The 16,341-nt window shown below is 37.7% G+C and carries 17 protein-coding genes; 16 read left to right on the top strand and 1 reads right to left on the bottom strand.

The genetic code is table 11. The annotated features are described in order from the left end of the window. Nucleotides 1-70 precede the first annotated feature (70 nt). The 11 genes from LVD15_RS23525 to LVD15_RS23475 all read left to right on the top strand — a co-directional run bounded on the left by LVD15_RS23525 (nt 71) and on the right by LVD15_RS23475 (nt 9,057). On the top strand, nt 71-628 hold the full coding sequence (locus LVD15_RS23525) for a YcxB family protein (RefSeq protein ID WP_233777628.1): 558 nt from the start codon (nt 71-73) through the stop codon (nt 626-628). A 10-nt stretch (nt 629-638) separates the two neighbouring features. Then, nucleotides 639-1,346 carry a YqjF family protein gene (locus LVD15_RS23520; RefSeq protein ID WP_233777627.1) on the top strand — a complete coding sequence of 236 codons (708 nt, stop codon included), beginning with the start codon at nt 639-641 and terminating at the stop codon, nt 1,344-1,346. Nucleotides 1,347-1,382: 36 nt separating this feature from the next. Continuing rightward, entirely contained in the window at nt 1,383-1,793 is a 411-nt protein-coding gene (locus LVD15_RS23515) for a septal ring lytic transglycosylase RlpA family protein (RefSeq protein ID WP_233777626.1), read from the top strand. Nucleotides 1,794-1,868: 75 nt separating this feature from the next. Beyond that, nucleotides 1,869-2,552, top strand: coding sequence for a response regulator transcription factor (locus LVD15_RS23510; RefSeq protein ID WP_233777625.1), 684 nt, complete (start codon nt 1,869-1,871; stop codon nt 2,550-2,552). Then, nucleotides 2,552-3,118, top strand: coding sequence for a hypothetical protein (locus LVD15_RS23505; protein WP_233777624.1), 567 nt, complete (start codon nt 2,552-2,554; stop codon nt 3,116-3,118). The genes LVD15_RS23510 and LVD15_RS23505 overlap by 1 nt, the downstream gene beginning before the upstream one ends. Then, entirely contained in the window at nt 3,072-3,926 is an 855-nt protein-coding gene (locus tag LVD15_RS23500; protein ID WP_233777623.1) for a sensor histidine kinase, read from the top strand. The genes LVD15_RS23505 and LVD15_RS23500 overlap by 47 nt, the downstream gene beginning before the upstream one ends. A 95-nt stretch (nt 3,927-4,021) precedes the next feature. Beyond that, nucleotides 4,022-4,516 (top strand): hypothetical protein, encoded by a 495-nt coding sequence (locus LVD15_RS23495; protein ID WP_233777622.1) that lies wholly within the window; start codon nt 4,022-4,024, stop codon nt 4,514-4,516. 6 nt (nt 4,517-4,522) lie between these two features. Further along, on the top strand, nt 4,523-4,999 hold the full coding sequence (locus LVD15_RS23490; protein WP_233777621.1) for a hypothetical protein: 477 nt from the start codon (nt 4,523-4,525) through the stop codon (nt 4,997-4,999). Nucleotides 5,000-5,009: 10 nt separating this feature from the next. Beyond that, complete coding sequence (locus LVD15_RS23485; RefSeq protein WP_233777620.1) at nt 5,010-5,783, top strand: YoaK family protein; 774 nt, start codon at nt 5,010-5,012, stop codon at nt 5,781-5,783. Nucleotides 5,784-6,076: 293 nt separating this feature from the next. Then, nucleotides 6,077-6,406 (top strand): PadR family transcriptional regulator, encoded by a 330-nt coding sequence (locus tag LVD15_RS23480; protein ID WP_233777619.1) that lies wholly within the window; start codon nt 6,077-6,079, stop codon nt 6,404-6,406. Beyond that, on the top strand, nt 6,403-9,057 hold the full coding sequence (locus tag LVD15_RS23475; protein ID WP_233777618.1) for an ABC transporter permease: 2,655 nt from the start codon (nt 6,403-6,405) through the stop codon (nt 9,055-9,057). The genes LVD15_RS23480 and LVD15_RS23475 overlap by 4 nt, the downstream gene beginning before the upstream one ends. An 82-nt stretch (nt 9,058-9,139) precedes the next feature. Here the strand turns inward: LVD15_RS23475 and LVD15_RS23470 are convergent, their stop codons facing one another. Beyond that, nucleotides 9,140-11,605 carry a TonB-dependent receptor gene (locus LVD15_RS23470; RefSeq protein WP_233777617.1) on the bottom strand — a complete coding sequence of 822 codons (2,466 nt, stop codon included), beginning with the start codon at nt 11,603-11,605 and terminating at the stop codon, nt 9,140-9,142. A gap of 158 nt (nt 11,606-11,763) precedes the next feature. Here LVD15_RS23470 and LVD15_RS23465 point away from each other — a divergent pair, with 158 nt between their 5' ends. From LVD15_RS23465 to LVD15_RS23450, 5 genes are all read left to right on the top strand, one after another. Next, nucleotides 11,764-12,333, top strand: coding sequence for a response regulator transcription factor (locus LVD15_RS23465; RefSeq protein ID WP_306416770.1), 570 nt, complete (start codon nt 11,764-11,766; stop codon nt 12,331-12,333). Beyond that, a complete protein-coding gene (locus LVD15_RS27175; protein WP_306416769.1) occupies nt 12,227-12,448 on the top strand; it encodes a helix-turn-helix domain-containing protein in 222 nt (73 codons plus the stop codon). The genes LVD15_RS23465 and LVD15_RS27175 overlap by 107 nt, the downstream gene beginning before the upstream one ends. Next, the gene (locus LVD15_RS23460; protein ID WP_233777616.1) at nt 12,445-13,701 is read left to right on the top strand and encodes a sensor histidine kinase; all 1,257 of its coding nucleotides are present in this window, start codon (nt 12,445-12,447) and stop codon (nt 13,699-13,701) included. The genes LVD15_RS27175 and LVD15_RS23460 overlap by 4 nt, the downstream gene beginning before the upstream one ends. Before the next feature lie 171 nt (nt 13,702-13,872). After that, complete coding sequence (locus LVD15_RS23455) at nt 13,873-16,041, top strand: TonB-dependent receptor (RefSeq protein ID WP_233777615.1); 2,169 nt, start codon at nt 13,873-13,875, stop codon at nt 16,039-16,041. Nucleotides 16,042-16,060: 19 nt separating this feature from the next. Beyond that, nucleotides 16,061-16,306, top strand: coding sequence for an outer membrane beta-barrel protein (locus LVD15_RS23450; RefSeq protein WP_233781002.1), 246 nt, complete (start codon nt 16,061-16,063; stop codon nt 16,304-16,306). Nucleotides 16,307-16,341 lie beyond the last annotated feature (35 nt).

The raw sequence follows: 16,341 nt of genomic DNA, 5'->3' as shown, positions 1-16,341 counted from the left end.
TTCGCTTAACCTGTATATTTAGCCGTTTAATGAATAGTTCGAATAGTACTTAAATTGAAAATAGTAATTAATGTCAGTTGAAAAATATCAGTTTACTCTAGAGGAAGATGATTACCTTACTCATCAGCTATACACGGCTTCGCAGTCTAAGTCGGCAGCTAACCGCAGAAAAGTGAGGTGGTTTTTAATGACAGGAATCATGTTTCTTTTTTCTTTTTTCTTCTACCAAAAAGGCAATATGTGGTTAACTATATATTTTGCCATCATAGGTGTTATCGTGCTTATTCTTTATCCGCTATATCTAAAGTGGCTTTATCAGCGGCATTATAGAAGATATATAAAGGATAAATTTTCTGATAAATTTGGCAAAACCATCACTTTGGAGCTCTATGATGATCAATTGATTTCAAAAGATGAAGACGATACTCAGTCTAAGTTTGCCTATAGAACGGTGGATCATATTACCGAACTGCCAAAGCATTTTTTGATTAAAGTAAAAAGCGGGGTGGCACTAATAATTCCCAAAGAACGGGTAAATGATCCTGAGCAACTTAAAAATAAGCTAACCTTTATTTCTGATTTTGCCAATGCAGCCTATTTAGATCAGCAAAAATGGAAGTGGAAATAAGAATTGAATTATGAGTTTTTTAAATGCCGAATGGAGAAAGTTAGCTCTGGCTAATTATGCTGTAGATCCTAAAATTCTGGAAAAGCATTTGCCCCATGGCACTGAGCTGGATTTATGGAACAATACCTGCTATGTGAGCCTGGTAGGATTCATGTTTTTAAACACCAAGCTCTTGGGCGTGCCGGTGCCTTTTCATATTAATTTTGAAGAAGTGAACCTGAGGTTTTATGTAAAAACCAAGTACAAAGGAGAGTGGAGAAGAGGGGTGGTTTTTATTAAAGAGTTAGTGCCAAAACCTGCACTTACCTTTGTGGCTAACACTGTTTACCAAGAGCATTACCAAACTGTGCCCATGAGCCACCAGTGGCAAGAGCATCAAGAGTATAGAGAGGTAACTTACGCCTGGAAATATAGAAAGGAGAACAATGTTTTTTCTGTAAAAGCAAATTTACAACCCGAACAGATCCCTGCTGACTCAGAAACAGAATTTATCACAGAGCACTATTGGGGGTATACGCAGGCGAAAGGAAAAACCACTTATGAATATGAGGTGACTCACCCCAGATGGGAAGCGTACCCAGTGCAAGAATATAATATAGATGTGAATTTCGCAGCCTTGTATGGAGAAGAATTTAAAGAGCTTAGCGAGATGCAACCCAAGTCCGTTATGCTGGCCAAAGGCTCCCAAATTACTGTGGAGAATAAGAGGAGGTTGTAGTTATTTTTTAGATTTTGTAATTTAAAATTTCCAATCATGAAAAAGCTCCTACCTCTCATTTTTATCGTAATAGCTTGTAGTAATCCTGATAAATCAACCTCTGGTCCTAAGCCTTACGTTCAGGAAGGTACTGCTTCATATTATGCGGCTAGCCTGGAAGGTAGCCCCACAGCCAGTGGTGAATCATATCATAATGATAGCCTAACTGCCGCGCATAATCATTTGCCTTTAGGTACTATTATACAAGTTAAAAACCTGGATAATGATAGCACGGTAACTGTAAAAGTGAATGATCGTGGTCCTTATGCTAATGACAGAGTGTTAGATTTATCCAGAGCGGCAGCCAAAAGGCTAGGCATGATGGAGTCTGGCACGGCTCAGATAAGGCTTAAGGTGCAGCAGCCTGCTGAAGGATACGCTGTAAATGACTCTACAGAACGAGAGTAGGTCTTGACTGTTATTGTGTAAACATTATTTTACTCCTGATTATCTTTCTTTTACTTTTTCATAATTTTACTGGCAATGACAAAAATTTTGCTTGTAGAAGATGATACTGAGGTCTGTTCCTTTATCAATAAAGGACTCAGTGAAGAAGGGTACGAAATAACCATAGCCATGGATGGTACGCTGGGTCTGCAGCTGGCAGAACAGCATGATTATGATTTATTGATCCTGGATATTATGCTTCCTGGCATTAATGGACTTGAAATTTGTAGAGCCATTCGTAAGATAAAGCAAGTCCCTATTTTGTTTCTTACTGCTTTAGGAAGTACAGAGAATATAGTTTTGGGATTGGATTCCGGCGCAGATGATTACCTGGCTAAGCCGTTTAAATTTATAGAATTACTGGCTCGCATACGCACACTTCTCAGGCGTAAGAGTTACATTCAAAATGCCGCAGCAGATGATGTTTACACATTTACCAACGTGGTGCTTGATGATACTACTAAAACCGTAACCAGAGCAGGGGTAGAGATTACCCTCACATCCACTGAATATAGACTGATGCTTATGTTTATGAAAAACCCCAGAAGAGTGCTTTCCAGAGTTGATATTTTGGAAGAAGTATGGGGAGTACATTTTGATATGGGTACTAATGTGGTAGACGTATATGTTAACTACCTGCGGAAAAAGCTTGAGAACGATGGACAAAGCCGATTAATACATACCGTGATAGGTATGGGCTATGTACTAAAAGACGAGTAATGAAGATACAAAACAAGATCATATACCTCCTTCTGGTCATTTTTGTAAGCTATACATTGATATTTAGTGGCTTCATTTACTATTCTATTTCTAATTATGCTTTTACTGATTTTTATAAGCGATTGGAAATCAGAGCTATTACTACAGCTAAGTATCAATTGGAGGAGGCCAGTGAAGTAGATGTAATCAGAGATTTGAGACATGAATATCTGGAAAAGCTTCAGGAAGAGGAGATTTATCTCTATAAAATAACCAATAATGCGGCCTGGAGAACTGACTCATTGAATAAAAGGTATAAGAAGTTTTTTATTGACAATGTTTTAGAACAGGGTATAGGGCAGTATTATGATGACAAACGGTATTACTACGGTACATTATATGAAACGGCTAATCAGGAAAAGTATCTGGTAGTAGCATCTGCAGAAAACTACTTCATTTCTCATCATATAATATATTTGCGCAACTTGCTTATCACTTCTTTAGTGATAGGCTTTATTATTATATTCTTTATTTCCTTTTTTGTTTTCAAGGAAAATTATTCAGCCTATTCACGAAATAATCAGTAAAGTAAAAGAGATCAGTCTGCAGAGTCTTCATTTACGGTTAGAGCCCAGAGCAACGCAAGATGGAGATACTATTAGTGATCTTACTAATACTTTTAATGATATGCTCAACCGCCTGGAGACCTCTTTTGAAACGCAAAAGAATTTTGTAAGCAATGCCTCGCATGAGCTTAATACGCCATTAACTAACATTATTGGCAGAACAGAAGTAACGCTAAGTAAAGAGCGGCCTAAAGAAGAATATGTAAAAGCTTTAGAAACGGTACTTACCGAGGCGGGTAAGCTGGAAAGAAAGACTAAGGCCTTATTGTTGCTCGCCAGAACCGGATATAATGGTAAGGTGCAAAAGGAGAATGTGGTGCGGGTAGATCAGCTGCTGATGGACGTGAAGAAAACAGCTGAAGAGATGAATGCCAGTAACAAAATAGTATTCGATTTTAGTTTGCTGCCAGAAGACCCTTCCTTGCTTAATACCAAGGCTAATGAAGAGTTGCTTCACCTGGCACTGTCTAATATTGTGCTTAATGGTTGTAAATACTCTCATGATCATACCGTTTATATAGCCATAGGAGTGGCCGATAGGAAAATTTCTATCGTGATTAGAGACAATGGCATTGGCATACCGGAGGAGGAGCTTCAGTTTATTTTTGAGCCATATTTCAGAGCTTCTAACTCTAATGATCATAAAGGTTTTGGCATAGGCTTGCCACTTACGCAGAATATTATCAAAATGCACCAAGGAGAGTTGATCATAGAATCTGCGATAAATGAAGGGACTACGGCCCATATCAGGCTCAATGTTGCTCAATAAATTAGAATTCTAATCTCATCTTAATGTCATCCTTAATCCGTTTTAATAGGCGGATCATAGATTTGGGTTTATAATTGATTAATACCCTAAGTAGGATGAAGACAGTCTTAATACCCACAGATCTGTCAGTAAGATCATTAAATTTGGTTATTACTGCCTTAAGAGATCATAAGCCCACTGAATTAAACATTCTTTTGGCTCACGGAATGACCCGATCCTCTTCCTTTACAGATCTTATTTTTGAAAGTTCTAAGAAGAGGTTGGAAGGAATGCTTTCTGAAGATTTTAGAAATGCTGCGCAGTTTATAGAGAATACTTTTCGGTCTCAGTTGCAGAGCATAATTATAGATACTTTCTCCGGGGTAAATCAGAGGTCATTTAATAATTATTTAGAAGCCAATAAGGTAGATGCCATCTATCATTTTGATAAGAATGATTCTGCTGCTTTTGATAAAAACTGCTTCAGCCTTATGCCTTTCATAGAAAAATGTGAGATTCCGTGCTCAGTAGTGCATTTTGACGACCTCATGTTTGCTCCTGACAGAGGTAAGGGGCATGAGATAAATGCATTATTTTTTACTAAATCATAATAATGAATGAGTAAGGATCGCATAAAGATATTAATGATATATGTAGGCATTTTCATGGTGCCTTGTGCCTTGGTGCTCATCATGCTATCAAATGATCAGAGTGCTGAAGATAAGGTGTTAGGGCGCTGGCAAGAGGTTTCATGGGAGTATGAAAAGATAGATAAGAAAAGAGAAGTAGGAGAGGAGAATTGGGATATCAATGAACAGCAGAAATATGAAATTTCTCAGGGGTTGGTTTTTCATGAGGCTGAGACGTGGCACTTTCTTCCTACTGGTGAGCTGGAGCTATACAATCAGACAGGCTTGCTTTCACAACTGGAATGGCGCATAAAAGGGCACGGAAATATACTAAAACTGGAGAAGACTGATGCCGAGGTAGAGCATTACCAAATCCAGAAGTTAGATGATAATAAAATGGAAATCCACTTCAATACTGATCTGCAAGTGAGAGGTATTGTAAAAATGACCTTTGTAAAGGTTTAATAAATAACGGATGTTAAGAAAATATAGCAGTAGTAGATCATTAAAAGATAATATAAAGTTAGGGGTTCTCACAGCCTATTGTGCTGGAATGGTGAACGTAATTTCCGTAATCATATTTTTTGCTTTCACATCTAATGTGACCGGGCACTATGCCGTGCTGGCAGAGGAACTGAGCAAAGGAAACTGGTACCAGGCGGGAGTAGTGGCTGTATGGATAATGCTTTTTTGCTTTGGTGGCTTTATTTCTAACCTAATCATTATCAATTTAGGGAGACGAAATTCATACCTAACACACGGCATCCCCATACTTTTAGAAATGGTGTGCCTGATCATAACAGGAAGTTACATACAGTTTTATTACCACGAAACGCTAGTGGAAACAGAATTTTTGGTGGGCCTCATGCTTTTTGCTATGGGACTTCAAAATGGATTAACAGCGAGTATTTCTAACTCAGCGGTTAAAACTACACACCTGACTGGGCTTACTACTGATTTAGGAATGTTGCTTTCTATGTTTACCCAAAGGAGGTTTAGAAAGAAAAAACAACTGGTAGAGAAAGCTAAAATACAGGTGTCTATCATGCTGGCGTATGTTACAGGTGGCGTGGCAGCAGGTTTAATTTATAATACAGTAGCTTATAATGTGTTTTATATCACCTGCGGCTTTTTGTTACTAGTGCTTCTGTATGATTATTACCGAATAACTGTAGTGAAATTTGTTTTTAGACGTAGACAATCTCCGAGATACAGCTATGTGTACTCAGAGAAAAACGATAATACATGAGTAGTTTCTTTTATAGCAAACGTAAGGTTGCTATTTGCCTGTCGAGTGATGTTTCGGCATTATTTGGCAGGTTCTTTTAAGGTTGGATTGTTAAATTGATGCTGTTGGGTGGTGAAGACCACTCAACAGCCTTCATTAGCAATTATGATAGTATAATTGAGTTTGAAAACTATCAAATTAAAGTCTTTTTGGTGACGAGAGTTATTGGAAAGACTTTTTTTATGAAATATTTGTTTTACAATTTATATAGAAATGAAAATGATGTCTATATTTGTTTTACAAAATGTATAGAAATGGGTAAAACTTATTTAGGAGAATTTGAAGAATTGGTACTTACCATGGTAGGCATATTAGGGGAGGAGGCGTATGGTAATGCTATAGTAGAGGAGATAAAACAGCGACTGGACCGCAAGGTGAACTTAAGCGCTGTGCATGTTACTTTATATCGGTTGGAAGATAAGGGGCTTGTTACTTCTGATATGGGAGGTGCTACCGCTACCCGCGGCGGAAGACGGAAACGGATTTTTAAGATTTCAAATGCCGGCCTTAGTTTATTACGCGATCTCAAGCAGCAGAGAATGCAGCTGTGGGAGCTATTACCTCAATTGAAATTTGGCGTATGAAATCATTACCTCAACCACCACAATGGGCAGTTCGATTTTTAGAATGGTTTTGTCCTTACCTGCTTTTTGAAAGTGTACTGGGTGATTTGCTGGAGGAGTTTGATGATGATGTAGAACAGTTGGGAGAGCGCAAGGCCAGAGCAAGGTTTATTTGGAATGTTATTTCATTTTTTAGGCCGGGAATATTACTTCGAAACAATTTTAAACTCAAAATAATCGACAACATTATGTTTAATAATTATTTCAAAATAGCCTTGCGCAACATAAGAAAGCGGAAGTTGTATTCTTTTATCAATGCCTTTGGTTTAAGTATAGCTATCGCCTTTTGTGTGCTTATTTATCTTTTTATTAAAGACGAAAGGAGCTTTGATCAGTTCCACAAAAATAAGTCGGACCTGTTTGTAGTGGCAAGAACTTCTTATGATGCCTGGGGCGGAGAGCCCACTTATGAGCATTCTCTTTATCAGCAGCTGGTATTAGGCCCCCAGCTGCAGCAAGAAGTGCCTGAAGTGAAACGAATAGCACGATTTAAATCTGGTTATACAGGGGTGCTCAATTTCAATAATAAAAGCTTTGAGGAAAGCTTTGGTTTTACGGATAGTGCCTTTTTTAAAATGTTTTCATTTCCTCTGTTGTCGGGAGACATCAAAAGTATATTTAAAAATCCTGATGAGATGGTGATCACCACGCGAGTGGCAGAGCGCTATTTTGGAAATGAAGATCCTGTGGGTAAAGCGGTAGAGTTTGACTTTGGGGGTGAAAAGCGGCTCTTTACTATCTCCGGCCTGGTGGATGTGCCTCCGTCTAATTCTAGTTTGCAATTCAATATACTCATACCTATGGAAAACCATCCTTCTTATGAATGGCAAATGCAGAATGGTTGGCGTAGTTTTAGTACACCCACCTTTATACAGCTGGAGCATGGCGCAGATACTGCTTTGGTGGCAAAGAAGATGGAGCAGGCCGTAGAGAAATTCGTAAAGGACGATCAGGATCAAGAGAGAAAAGAACTAAACATAGCGGCAGATATCAAGTTGCTGTCTTATCATCTTAATAATATTGAGGGGATGCACATGAATACTAAACTGGCCTGGGATAACTCCAGCGACCCTCAGTATTCATATATTTTGGCGGGTATTGCATTATTGATTTTAGTTATAGCTTGTATTAATTATGTCTCTCTTTCATTAAGTGCCTCGGGCGTAAGACGTAAGGAAGTGGGGGTAAGGAAAGCTATAGGTGCACATAGAAATCAGCTGATTAGTCAATTTACCATTGAGTCAATAGCATTAGCAGTTATTTCTATGATTTTTGGCTTTGCCCTGGTCTTTGTTTTACTGCCTTATTTTAATGATTTTACCTCAAAGCAGATTCATATTACCTGGGGCAATAGTTTTGAGTTGGTAGGCCTGATTTTTCTATTAGCTCTATTTATCGGAGTATTAGCGGGTAGCTACCCATCCTTATTTCTTTCTTCTTTTAAAACGTCTTTGGTGCTTAAGGGTAGTAATATTTCTAAATTAAAAGCCGGATTTACTAAGCCTTTAGTAGTCTTACAGTTTGCCTTGTCATCTTTTCTGATCATTAGCTCTTTGATAATGTATAAGCAAATGGAGTTTATCACTACTAAAGACTTGGGTTATAATAATGAGCTGGTTTTAGTAGTTAACACGCACAGAGGGTATGCTTTGAGAAATAACGGCCTGGTGGAAAAAATGCGTGTGGCGCTTCAGGGTGTTCCTGATGTGAAGCTTGTTTCAGGTAGTAATTCATCTTTCGGCGGAGGATGGAATATGATGGGGTATACTGAAGATGGCAAAAATAAGATGTCTTATGTCTATGATGTAGATCCTTATTACATCCCTTTGCTGGATATAGAGATCTTAAAAGGAAGAAATTTTGACCCTGACATGCCTTCGGACTCCAATGCCGTAATAGTTAATGAAGCTTTAGTAAAGGATATGGGCTGGACGGATCCGCTTTCAGAACATTTGAACTGGGAGGAAGACGAAGCCTCAGAGGGTGCAAGAGTAATTGGCGTAATGAAGGATTATAATTTTCTTTCGCTTCAGCGGAATGTGGAGCCGTTATTCTTAAAAGAGAAAGATGCCTTTCTTAATTACCTACTTATAAAAATAGAGCCTGATAACATACCAGAAACTATAGCGCTTATAGAAGATGAATGGTCTAAAGTGTCACCTGATAAACCTTTTAGTTATTCATTTTTAGATGATGATGTAGCGCGGCAATATGACGCATTTAATAAATGGATGAATATAATGGGCTTAGCTACAGGTTTTGCTATTATTATCTCTTGTTTAGGCTTATTCGGCCTTTCTGGTATCAATGCTTTGAATAAAACTAAGGAAATAGGCATAAGAAAAGTATTTGGAGCAGAGGTGTTTAATATTTTTATATTGCTGAACAGGCAGTTCGTGTGGTTGGCTATTATATCTTTTCTATTGGCAGCTCCTGTGGCTTGGTATATTATGAGTCAATGGCTTGAGAAATTTGAATTCTCAATAGAATTAGGTTGGCAGATGTTTGTATTCAGTATGCTGTCAGGCCTGTTAGTGGCTTTGATCACCGTCAGTTACCATGGAATCAAGAGCGCTTTTACTAACCCTGCTGATACCTTGAAGTACGAATAGAAAATAGAAGAAACCAAATAAAATGAAAAGAGGCCGTCTGAACAAGACGGCCTCTTTTCATTTTCACTATATTTTTGAATACTTAGAACCTATAAGCAAAACTAGCGCTTAAGCTTCTTGGTCTTTGAGGACTGATAGTACTCCAACCAGTATAATATTCTTCATCAGTAAGGTTATCTAATTTCAATGCTAATCTATACTTGTCAGTGTTGTAGAAAAGTGAAGCATTAAAAACAGTGTATGAAGGTAAAGTGAATTTGCCTGTAACCAGAGTGTTAGTAGTAGCAAATTCGCTTGCATAGTTAGCACCAATGCCTGCGCCTAAACCTTGTAAAGATCCTTGAGTTAATGAATAACTAGCCCAGAAGTTAAATAAAGACTCAGGTCCTGCATTAGTAGATCTTCTTCCATCGGTATTAGGAGTAGTGTTTTTGGTTTCTGCTTCGTTATAGCTGTAACCTGTTACAATGTTCAAGCCTTGAATAGGGTTCGCTATAATGCTAACTTCAATTCCCTTACTGAAAGTTTCGCCATCCTGAATATAGAAATTGGCTTCAGCAGTAGAACGGTCAAGGTCAGTTCTTACTATATCAGAAACCTGAATATCATAGTAACTGATGGTGGCAGAAAGTCTTTCGTTGAACATATTCACTTTTGCTCCTACTTCCCACTGGTTAGCGTGCTCAGGATCAAAATTCTCAATAGTTTGGTCTCCCTGAATTCTAGGTGTAGTATTTTGGAAACCATCCATATAGTTACCAAATACAGATAACTGATTAGGTATTAATTGATAAACTAATCCAAATTTAGGCGAAAGGGCAGTTTGGTCATTGTCGCTGTCATCTTTGTCCATAAATCTATCTACTCTTAAGCTGGCCATAGCAGTTAAGTTAGGAGTGATGTTAAGTACGTCTGAAACGTAAGCACTAAGTACTTGTTGTTCTGTTTGATTATTGCTGATAGCGGAGTTAGCTAAAACAGCATCAGCACCCGGCTGAGATAAAATTCCGTTATCAAAATCCGTGATATATTCATCAGGGTCTGCAATGCCATATATATATTGATTGATAGTAGCTACAGATTCTGGCCCAAAATATACGATACCATTAGCTGCGTACCCTGTACTGTTATTGGTTACTCGTCTACTTAAGAAATCAATACCTGCTACCAATCTGTTTCTTAGTGATCCAATTTCAAAGTCACCTATGAAATTCTGTTGTATGTCTGTACCTAAAGTGGTAGAGTTTTGTCTACTGATTTGTCTGATGAAAAATTCTCCATCAAGTCCTTGAATAGCATCTTCATCAGAAGGAACAGATCCTAAGTAAGAGTAATAACCATCAGACTTAGCAGAGCTTGATGATACTGCAGTTTGTGATGTCCAGTTTTCAGAAATTTTATAAATGGCCTGTCCTTGTAAGCTGAAGGTTGGTGTTCTCATAGTAAGGTCATTACCCGTATATGATCTTTCATTATCATATCCCAAAGCTTTGAAGTCATCCATATTATGCATTCTTAAAGGTTCGGTTCTGGTTAAGAATATCATAGGAGCATTAGCTGCTTCGGCATTCAATATTTCAGCATTTACCAAAAAGGTTAATTTATCATTAGCCTTGTAAGTTAATGAAGGAGCTATGTAGAAAGATTTTTTAAAGCCAGCATCTTGAAAGCTATTTTCTGAGTGATAAGCAGTGTTTACTCGGAAAAGCACACTTTTATCTTCGTTTAGAGGGGTATTAATGTCAGCAGTAATTCTGTTTAACCCATAGCTACCAGTAATATAGTTGATCTCACCACCAAATTCTTCATAAGGTCTCTTAGTTACTACGTTGATAAGACCTCCGTAAGAGATTAAACTACTACCGAATAAGGTTCCTGATGGTCCTTTTATTACTTCAATTTTCTCCATATTAACAGGATCAAGGGCTCCATTAGTAAGTGCAGGCAGACCATTCATCATAGTGGGTTGTACAGAAAATCCTCTCATTGAGTAATATCCGGCTCCGTCTCCACCACGTCCGGTAGATTCCCAAAGACGAGTAATACCAGGAGCATTTTTCAGTGCATCATTGAAGTTAGTGATCACTTGTTCTTTTAATAAGCGGCTATCAATGGTGTTATAAACCTGAGGGTTTTCTATGTTTTCCAAAGGCATTTTAGCCACAAATTCACTTTCTGGTTCTGCAAACTTGTTTGTAGTTCTGTCACCTTGAATGATTACTTCATTAAGTTCTTCAGAATCTACTTCCAGCATTATAACCGGAATTTGAGTAATCTCATTGGGTGATACAGAAACTTCAATTTCCTTTTTCTTAAGGCCAATGTAAGAAGCTACAAGTACGTAGTCACCAGGATTTACATTTCTCAAAGTATAATTTCCACCTTTATCAGTAGAAGTTCCTTTGTTTGTCCCTTTCAAATAGACATTTACAAAAGCAGCAGCTTTGTTGTCTGATGTGTTTATGGTTCCTTTTAAGGTTCCTGTTTGAGCAAAAACAGACACGGAAGCCAGCGCCATGGCACAAAGTGTCAGTAAAAGTTTAGTCATTTTATACTAGTGTTAATTTAGACTGATTTAAAATAAGTGACAAACTTATAGCAATGCGGATTTTAAGACAAGACTATTTAGATTAATTTTAAATAAAATAGATAAGCTTTATGATATTGCTTCAGATTATCTTCAAAAACTATTAATAACTTAGCTCTATGAAGATTCTTATCGTAGAAGATCAGGAAGAGCTGGCTCAAAATATTATGGCCTATATGGATAAGGAAGGCTATGTGTGTGAGTGGGTCACTACCTACCAAAAGGCCATTGAAAAATTCACAGCTTATAATTATGATATGCTTTTGCTGGATCTAATGCTGCCAGATGGTAATGGTCTCGATATTTTAAGATATGTTAAGAAAGAGGGAATAGACAGTGGGGTTTTGATTTTATCAGCTAAGAATGCTTTAGATGACAGAATAGAAGGTCTTGACCTGGGAGCAGATGATTATTTGCCTAAACCTTTTCACCTTTCTGAACTTAATGCGCGTATAAAGGCCATCTTTAGACGAAAAAACCTATCAGGAGCCCACGAAATAGTCTTTAATGAAATAGCGGTAAATACTGATACTATGGAGGTAATGGTAAACAATAAATCACTGGAGCTTACCCGGAAGGAGTATGAGATGTTACTGTATATGCTTGTCAATAAAAACAGAGTACTTACCAAGCAGTCTATTGCAGAGCACTTGTGGGGCGATTATATGGATACAGTTGATTCTTTTTGATTTTGTCTATCAGCATATCAAAAATCTTAGGAAGAAAATAACAAATGCAGGAGGCAATGATTACATACAGACCATGTATGGTTCAGGTTATAAATTCAATACGAGAGTGGCATGAGGTTATTTTTAAAAATAACACTTTTATACCTTTCTATTTCGCTGATGGTTTTTGTGGCAGGTGGTGCTATTACTTTTCAGGTAATCAAAAGGGAGATAGATAAGGAACAACAAAGGTTTTTGAGAGAAAGGCTTCGCTGGGCAGAGAAAATGATTGCTCACAGGCATTTATCCAAGCCCTTTCATCATGATAAAATAATTATAGATCCGATAGAAGGAGAAGCTCAGGAAACCAAAATAGTGTATTCTGATACTCTGGTAATGCATGTGGCTTTGCTAAGGATGGAGCCTCATATAAAACTAGATGTAGTACGTGAAGTAGATGGCAGATTCTATAAAATATCAATTTATGATCTCATTGTGGAGGAAGATGATATTGCTGAGGGTGTTCAAGAATCGTTAATTAAAGTGTTTATAATCCTCGCTATAGTAGTGCTGGTTTTGGGGAGTGCGGCATCTTATTACATTTTTAAACCATTTAATTCTGCCTTATCAAAAATCAGAGGATTTAACTTAAAAAGTCATCAGGCTATAGGTTATGAAAAATCTAACACGCGCGAGTTTGATAACCTGAATAAATTTGTGAGTGAGATGACTCAAAAAGTAGTAGATGATTATGAAGCCTTGAAGGAATTTTCTGAGAATGCATCTCATGAAATGCAAACGCCATTGGCCATCGCTAATGGTAAGCTAGAGTTGTTGTTAGGATCAGAAAATCTTACGGATGAGCAAGTAGAACTGCTAAGTTCTGCGCAAAGCTCTGTGCAGCGATTATCTAAACTCAATAAAGCACTTTCTTTACTTACTAAAATTGAAAACAAGGAATTTGAGAATAAAGAGCAGGTAAACCTGCAGGTGCTCATAAGTCAGCTCATTTTTGATTTTAAAGAATTGATGGAGTTAAAGTCTATAGAGATATCCGCTGATCTTGCCGAAGGAGTGAAAGTGTATATGGATCCTACCTTGGCGGCTGTTCTGGTGAATAACCTCTTTCAAAATGCTATCAGACATAACTATGTTAATGGGTTTATTAAAGTCAACCTTACCAATAATGAGCTAGTTATAAGTAATTCGGGAGAGCCACTTACTATGCCTGCTGAGCATATGTTTGAGCGCTTTCGTAAGAATAATCAAAGTAAAGATTCTATTGGATTAGGTCTAGCCATTGTCAGTAAAATCTGTGAGATCAATTATTTTTCTGTGAAATATACACAGGAAGGGGGGCGACATATTGTTTCAGTGAAATTTAAGTAAACATGTATGCTATTTTACTGTTCTCCTTGCATAGCGCTTACACAAAATATTAACCTTTTATAGAAGGAAAGTCCAGCAATTTCAAACTTCAGATTTTCTTCAAAATTTATTCAGATTTAGATCAGATGACTGTCTTACATTTGCATCTATAAATTGAGATGAGATATGCGTATGAGAATTTTATTACCTATTATTTTATTTTTTACAGCTTTAGGTTCAGCCTATGCACAATCGGGCTTTCGAGTGGAGGGAAAGCTTATGGATGGCGACAGTGGTAAGCCACTTGAATATGCATCAGTGAGTGTATTGCAAGCTTCTGACAGCAGTCTGGTTACTGGTGGAGTGACTGATGGGCAGGGCAATTTTTCCATTCCTATTAAAAATAAAGGCAAATATGTAGTAAGAGCGGAGTTCATCTCCTATAACCCTAAATACTACTCTGTGGAGTTAGGGGCTGGCAAAAAGGTAGCTAATTTAGGGTCTATCACCTTGAATCCGGATGCTGAAACATTGGAGGAGGTAGTAGTAAAAGGCGAAAAGAGCCAGATGGTAATGGAGCTCGACAAACGTGTGTTTAATGTAGGTCAAGATTTAAGTAACATAGGAGCTAGTGCAGCAGATGTATTAGATAATGTGCCTTCTGTAAATGTAGATATTGAAGGTAATGTGAGCCTAAGAGGTAGCTCTAATGTTAAGATTCTGGTTAATGGTAAGCCTTCCGGATTAATAGGAATTAGCAGTACTGACGCATTAAGACAGTTGCAAGGTAATCTTATAGAGCGTATAGAAGTGGTAACTAACCCATCTGCAAGATACCAGGCAGAAGGTAATGCGGGAATCATCAATATAATACTTAAAAAGGATGAGAATCAGGGAATAAATGGTTCATTTACTGTAAATGGAGGTTATCCTGCTGATTTTGGAGTTTCTGCTAATGTTAATTACAGAAAGAAATGGGTAAACATGTTCTTTAATTATGGTACTAATTACAGAAACAGCCCAGGCTCTGGTTATGATAGACAGGAGTTTTTTAATGATGGTTATAGCACTTATAGAACTACAGACAGAGACAGAAATAGAGAAGGTTTTTCTCATAACATAAGGGCGGGAGCAGATTTTTATCTGGATGATAAGAGTACCTTAACAGCATCAGGTCTGTACCGTTTTTCAGATGAAGACAATACTACGGATCTTACCTATAGAAATTATGATCGCAATAGAGTGCTTTTGGCGGATTCATTGCGTACGGATAATGAGAAGGAAGATGAGGATAATATGGATTTTGCTCTTAATTATACCAGAGAGTTTAATGATAAAGGCCATAAGCTTACTGCTGATTTACAATATAGAGAAAGTGATGAAGTAGAAGACTCAGAGCAGCGTCAAGGTGCCAGACCAAGTTCAGGTGAAGATTTTAATCCTAACCTTTTCCAAAGATCGTATAATGAAGAGTTTGAAAGAAACATTCTTTTTCAGACTGATTATGTTTATCCATTTTCAGAAAATGGTAAGATGGAAGCGGGCTTAAGAGCCAATATCAGAAGCATAGATAACAGCTATCAGGTAGAGGAACAGAATGAGCAAGGGCAGTTTGAGCAATTATCAGACTTCAGTAATAACTTCAAATATGATGAAAATATTTATGCAGCCTATTTTATCTACGGTAATAAAATAAACAACTTCTCTTATCAGGTAGGTGTACGTTCTGAGCTTACTGACATCACTACTCAGTTAGTAACTACAGGCGAACGTGCTGATAAAGATTACATTGGATTTTTCCCAAGCGCCCATATTACTTATGAGTTGGCTAATGAAAACTCCATACAGGCCAGTTATAGCCGAAGGTTAGACAGACCTAATTTTTGGAATCTTAACCCATTCTTTAGTTATACTGACCCAAGGAGTATTCGCTCAGGGAATACGGATCTGGACCCTGAATATACTGATGCTTATGAGATAGGATATTTAAAAACATGGAGCTCAGGCTCGGTATATAGTAGCGTGTATTATCGTTATACCACAGATGTTATAGATAGAGTTAGCTATCAGGATCAGGTAAACGGTGACACTGTGATCTTTTCTATGCCTCAAAACCTGAGTCAAAGGAATTCGTATGGAGTGGAGTTTACAGTTTCTCAAGATGTGGGAGATTGGTGGAAGTTAAATGGTAATGCTAATTTTTACCACCAGGCTACAGATGGAGATTATGAGGGACAGGACTTGTCTAGTGATACCTACACAATGTCAGCCAGAGTTACTTCAAAAATGACCTTGTTTGATGCCTTTGATTTTCAGCTGAGCGGCAGGTACAGAGCTTCCGGAGAGGAGTACCCAAGGTAGGAGAAAGGCCTTTTATACTATTGATGCTGGCCTTAGTAAAGAGATACTTGATAGCAAAGGAACGCTTGCTCTTAATGTGAGAGATTTACTCAACTCTCGTAAATACAGAGGAGAAACTTTTGGTTCTAACTTCTATCAGGAATCTGAATTTCAATGGAGATCAAGACAATTTTTACTCACTTTACTTATCGACTTAATCAAAGAAGCAGGCCTAAAGAAGACCGTGGTGGCGGTGATTATGGAGGAGATGGTGATTATTAATTAAAAACTGAAGATAGCATACAAAAGCTGGCCTAATAC

Source organism: Fulvivirga maritima (assembly GCF_021389955.1).
GTDB lineage: Bacteria > Bacteroidota > Bacteroidia > Cytophagales > Cyclobacteriaceae > Fulvivirga > Fulvivirga maritima.
This window is presented reverse-complemented; position numbering and strand designations above follow the sequence as displayed.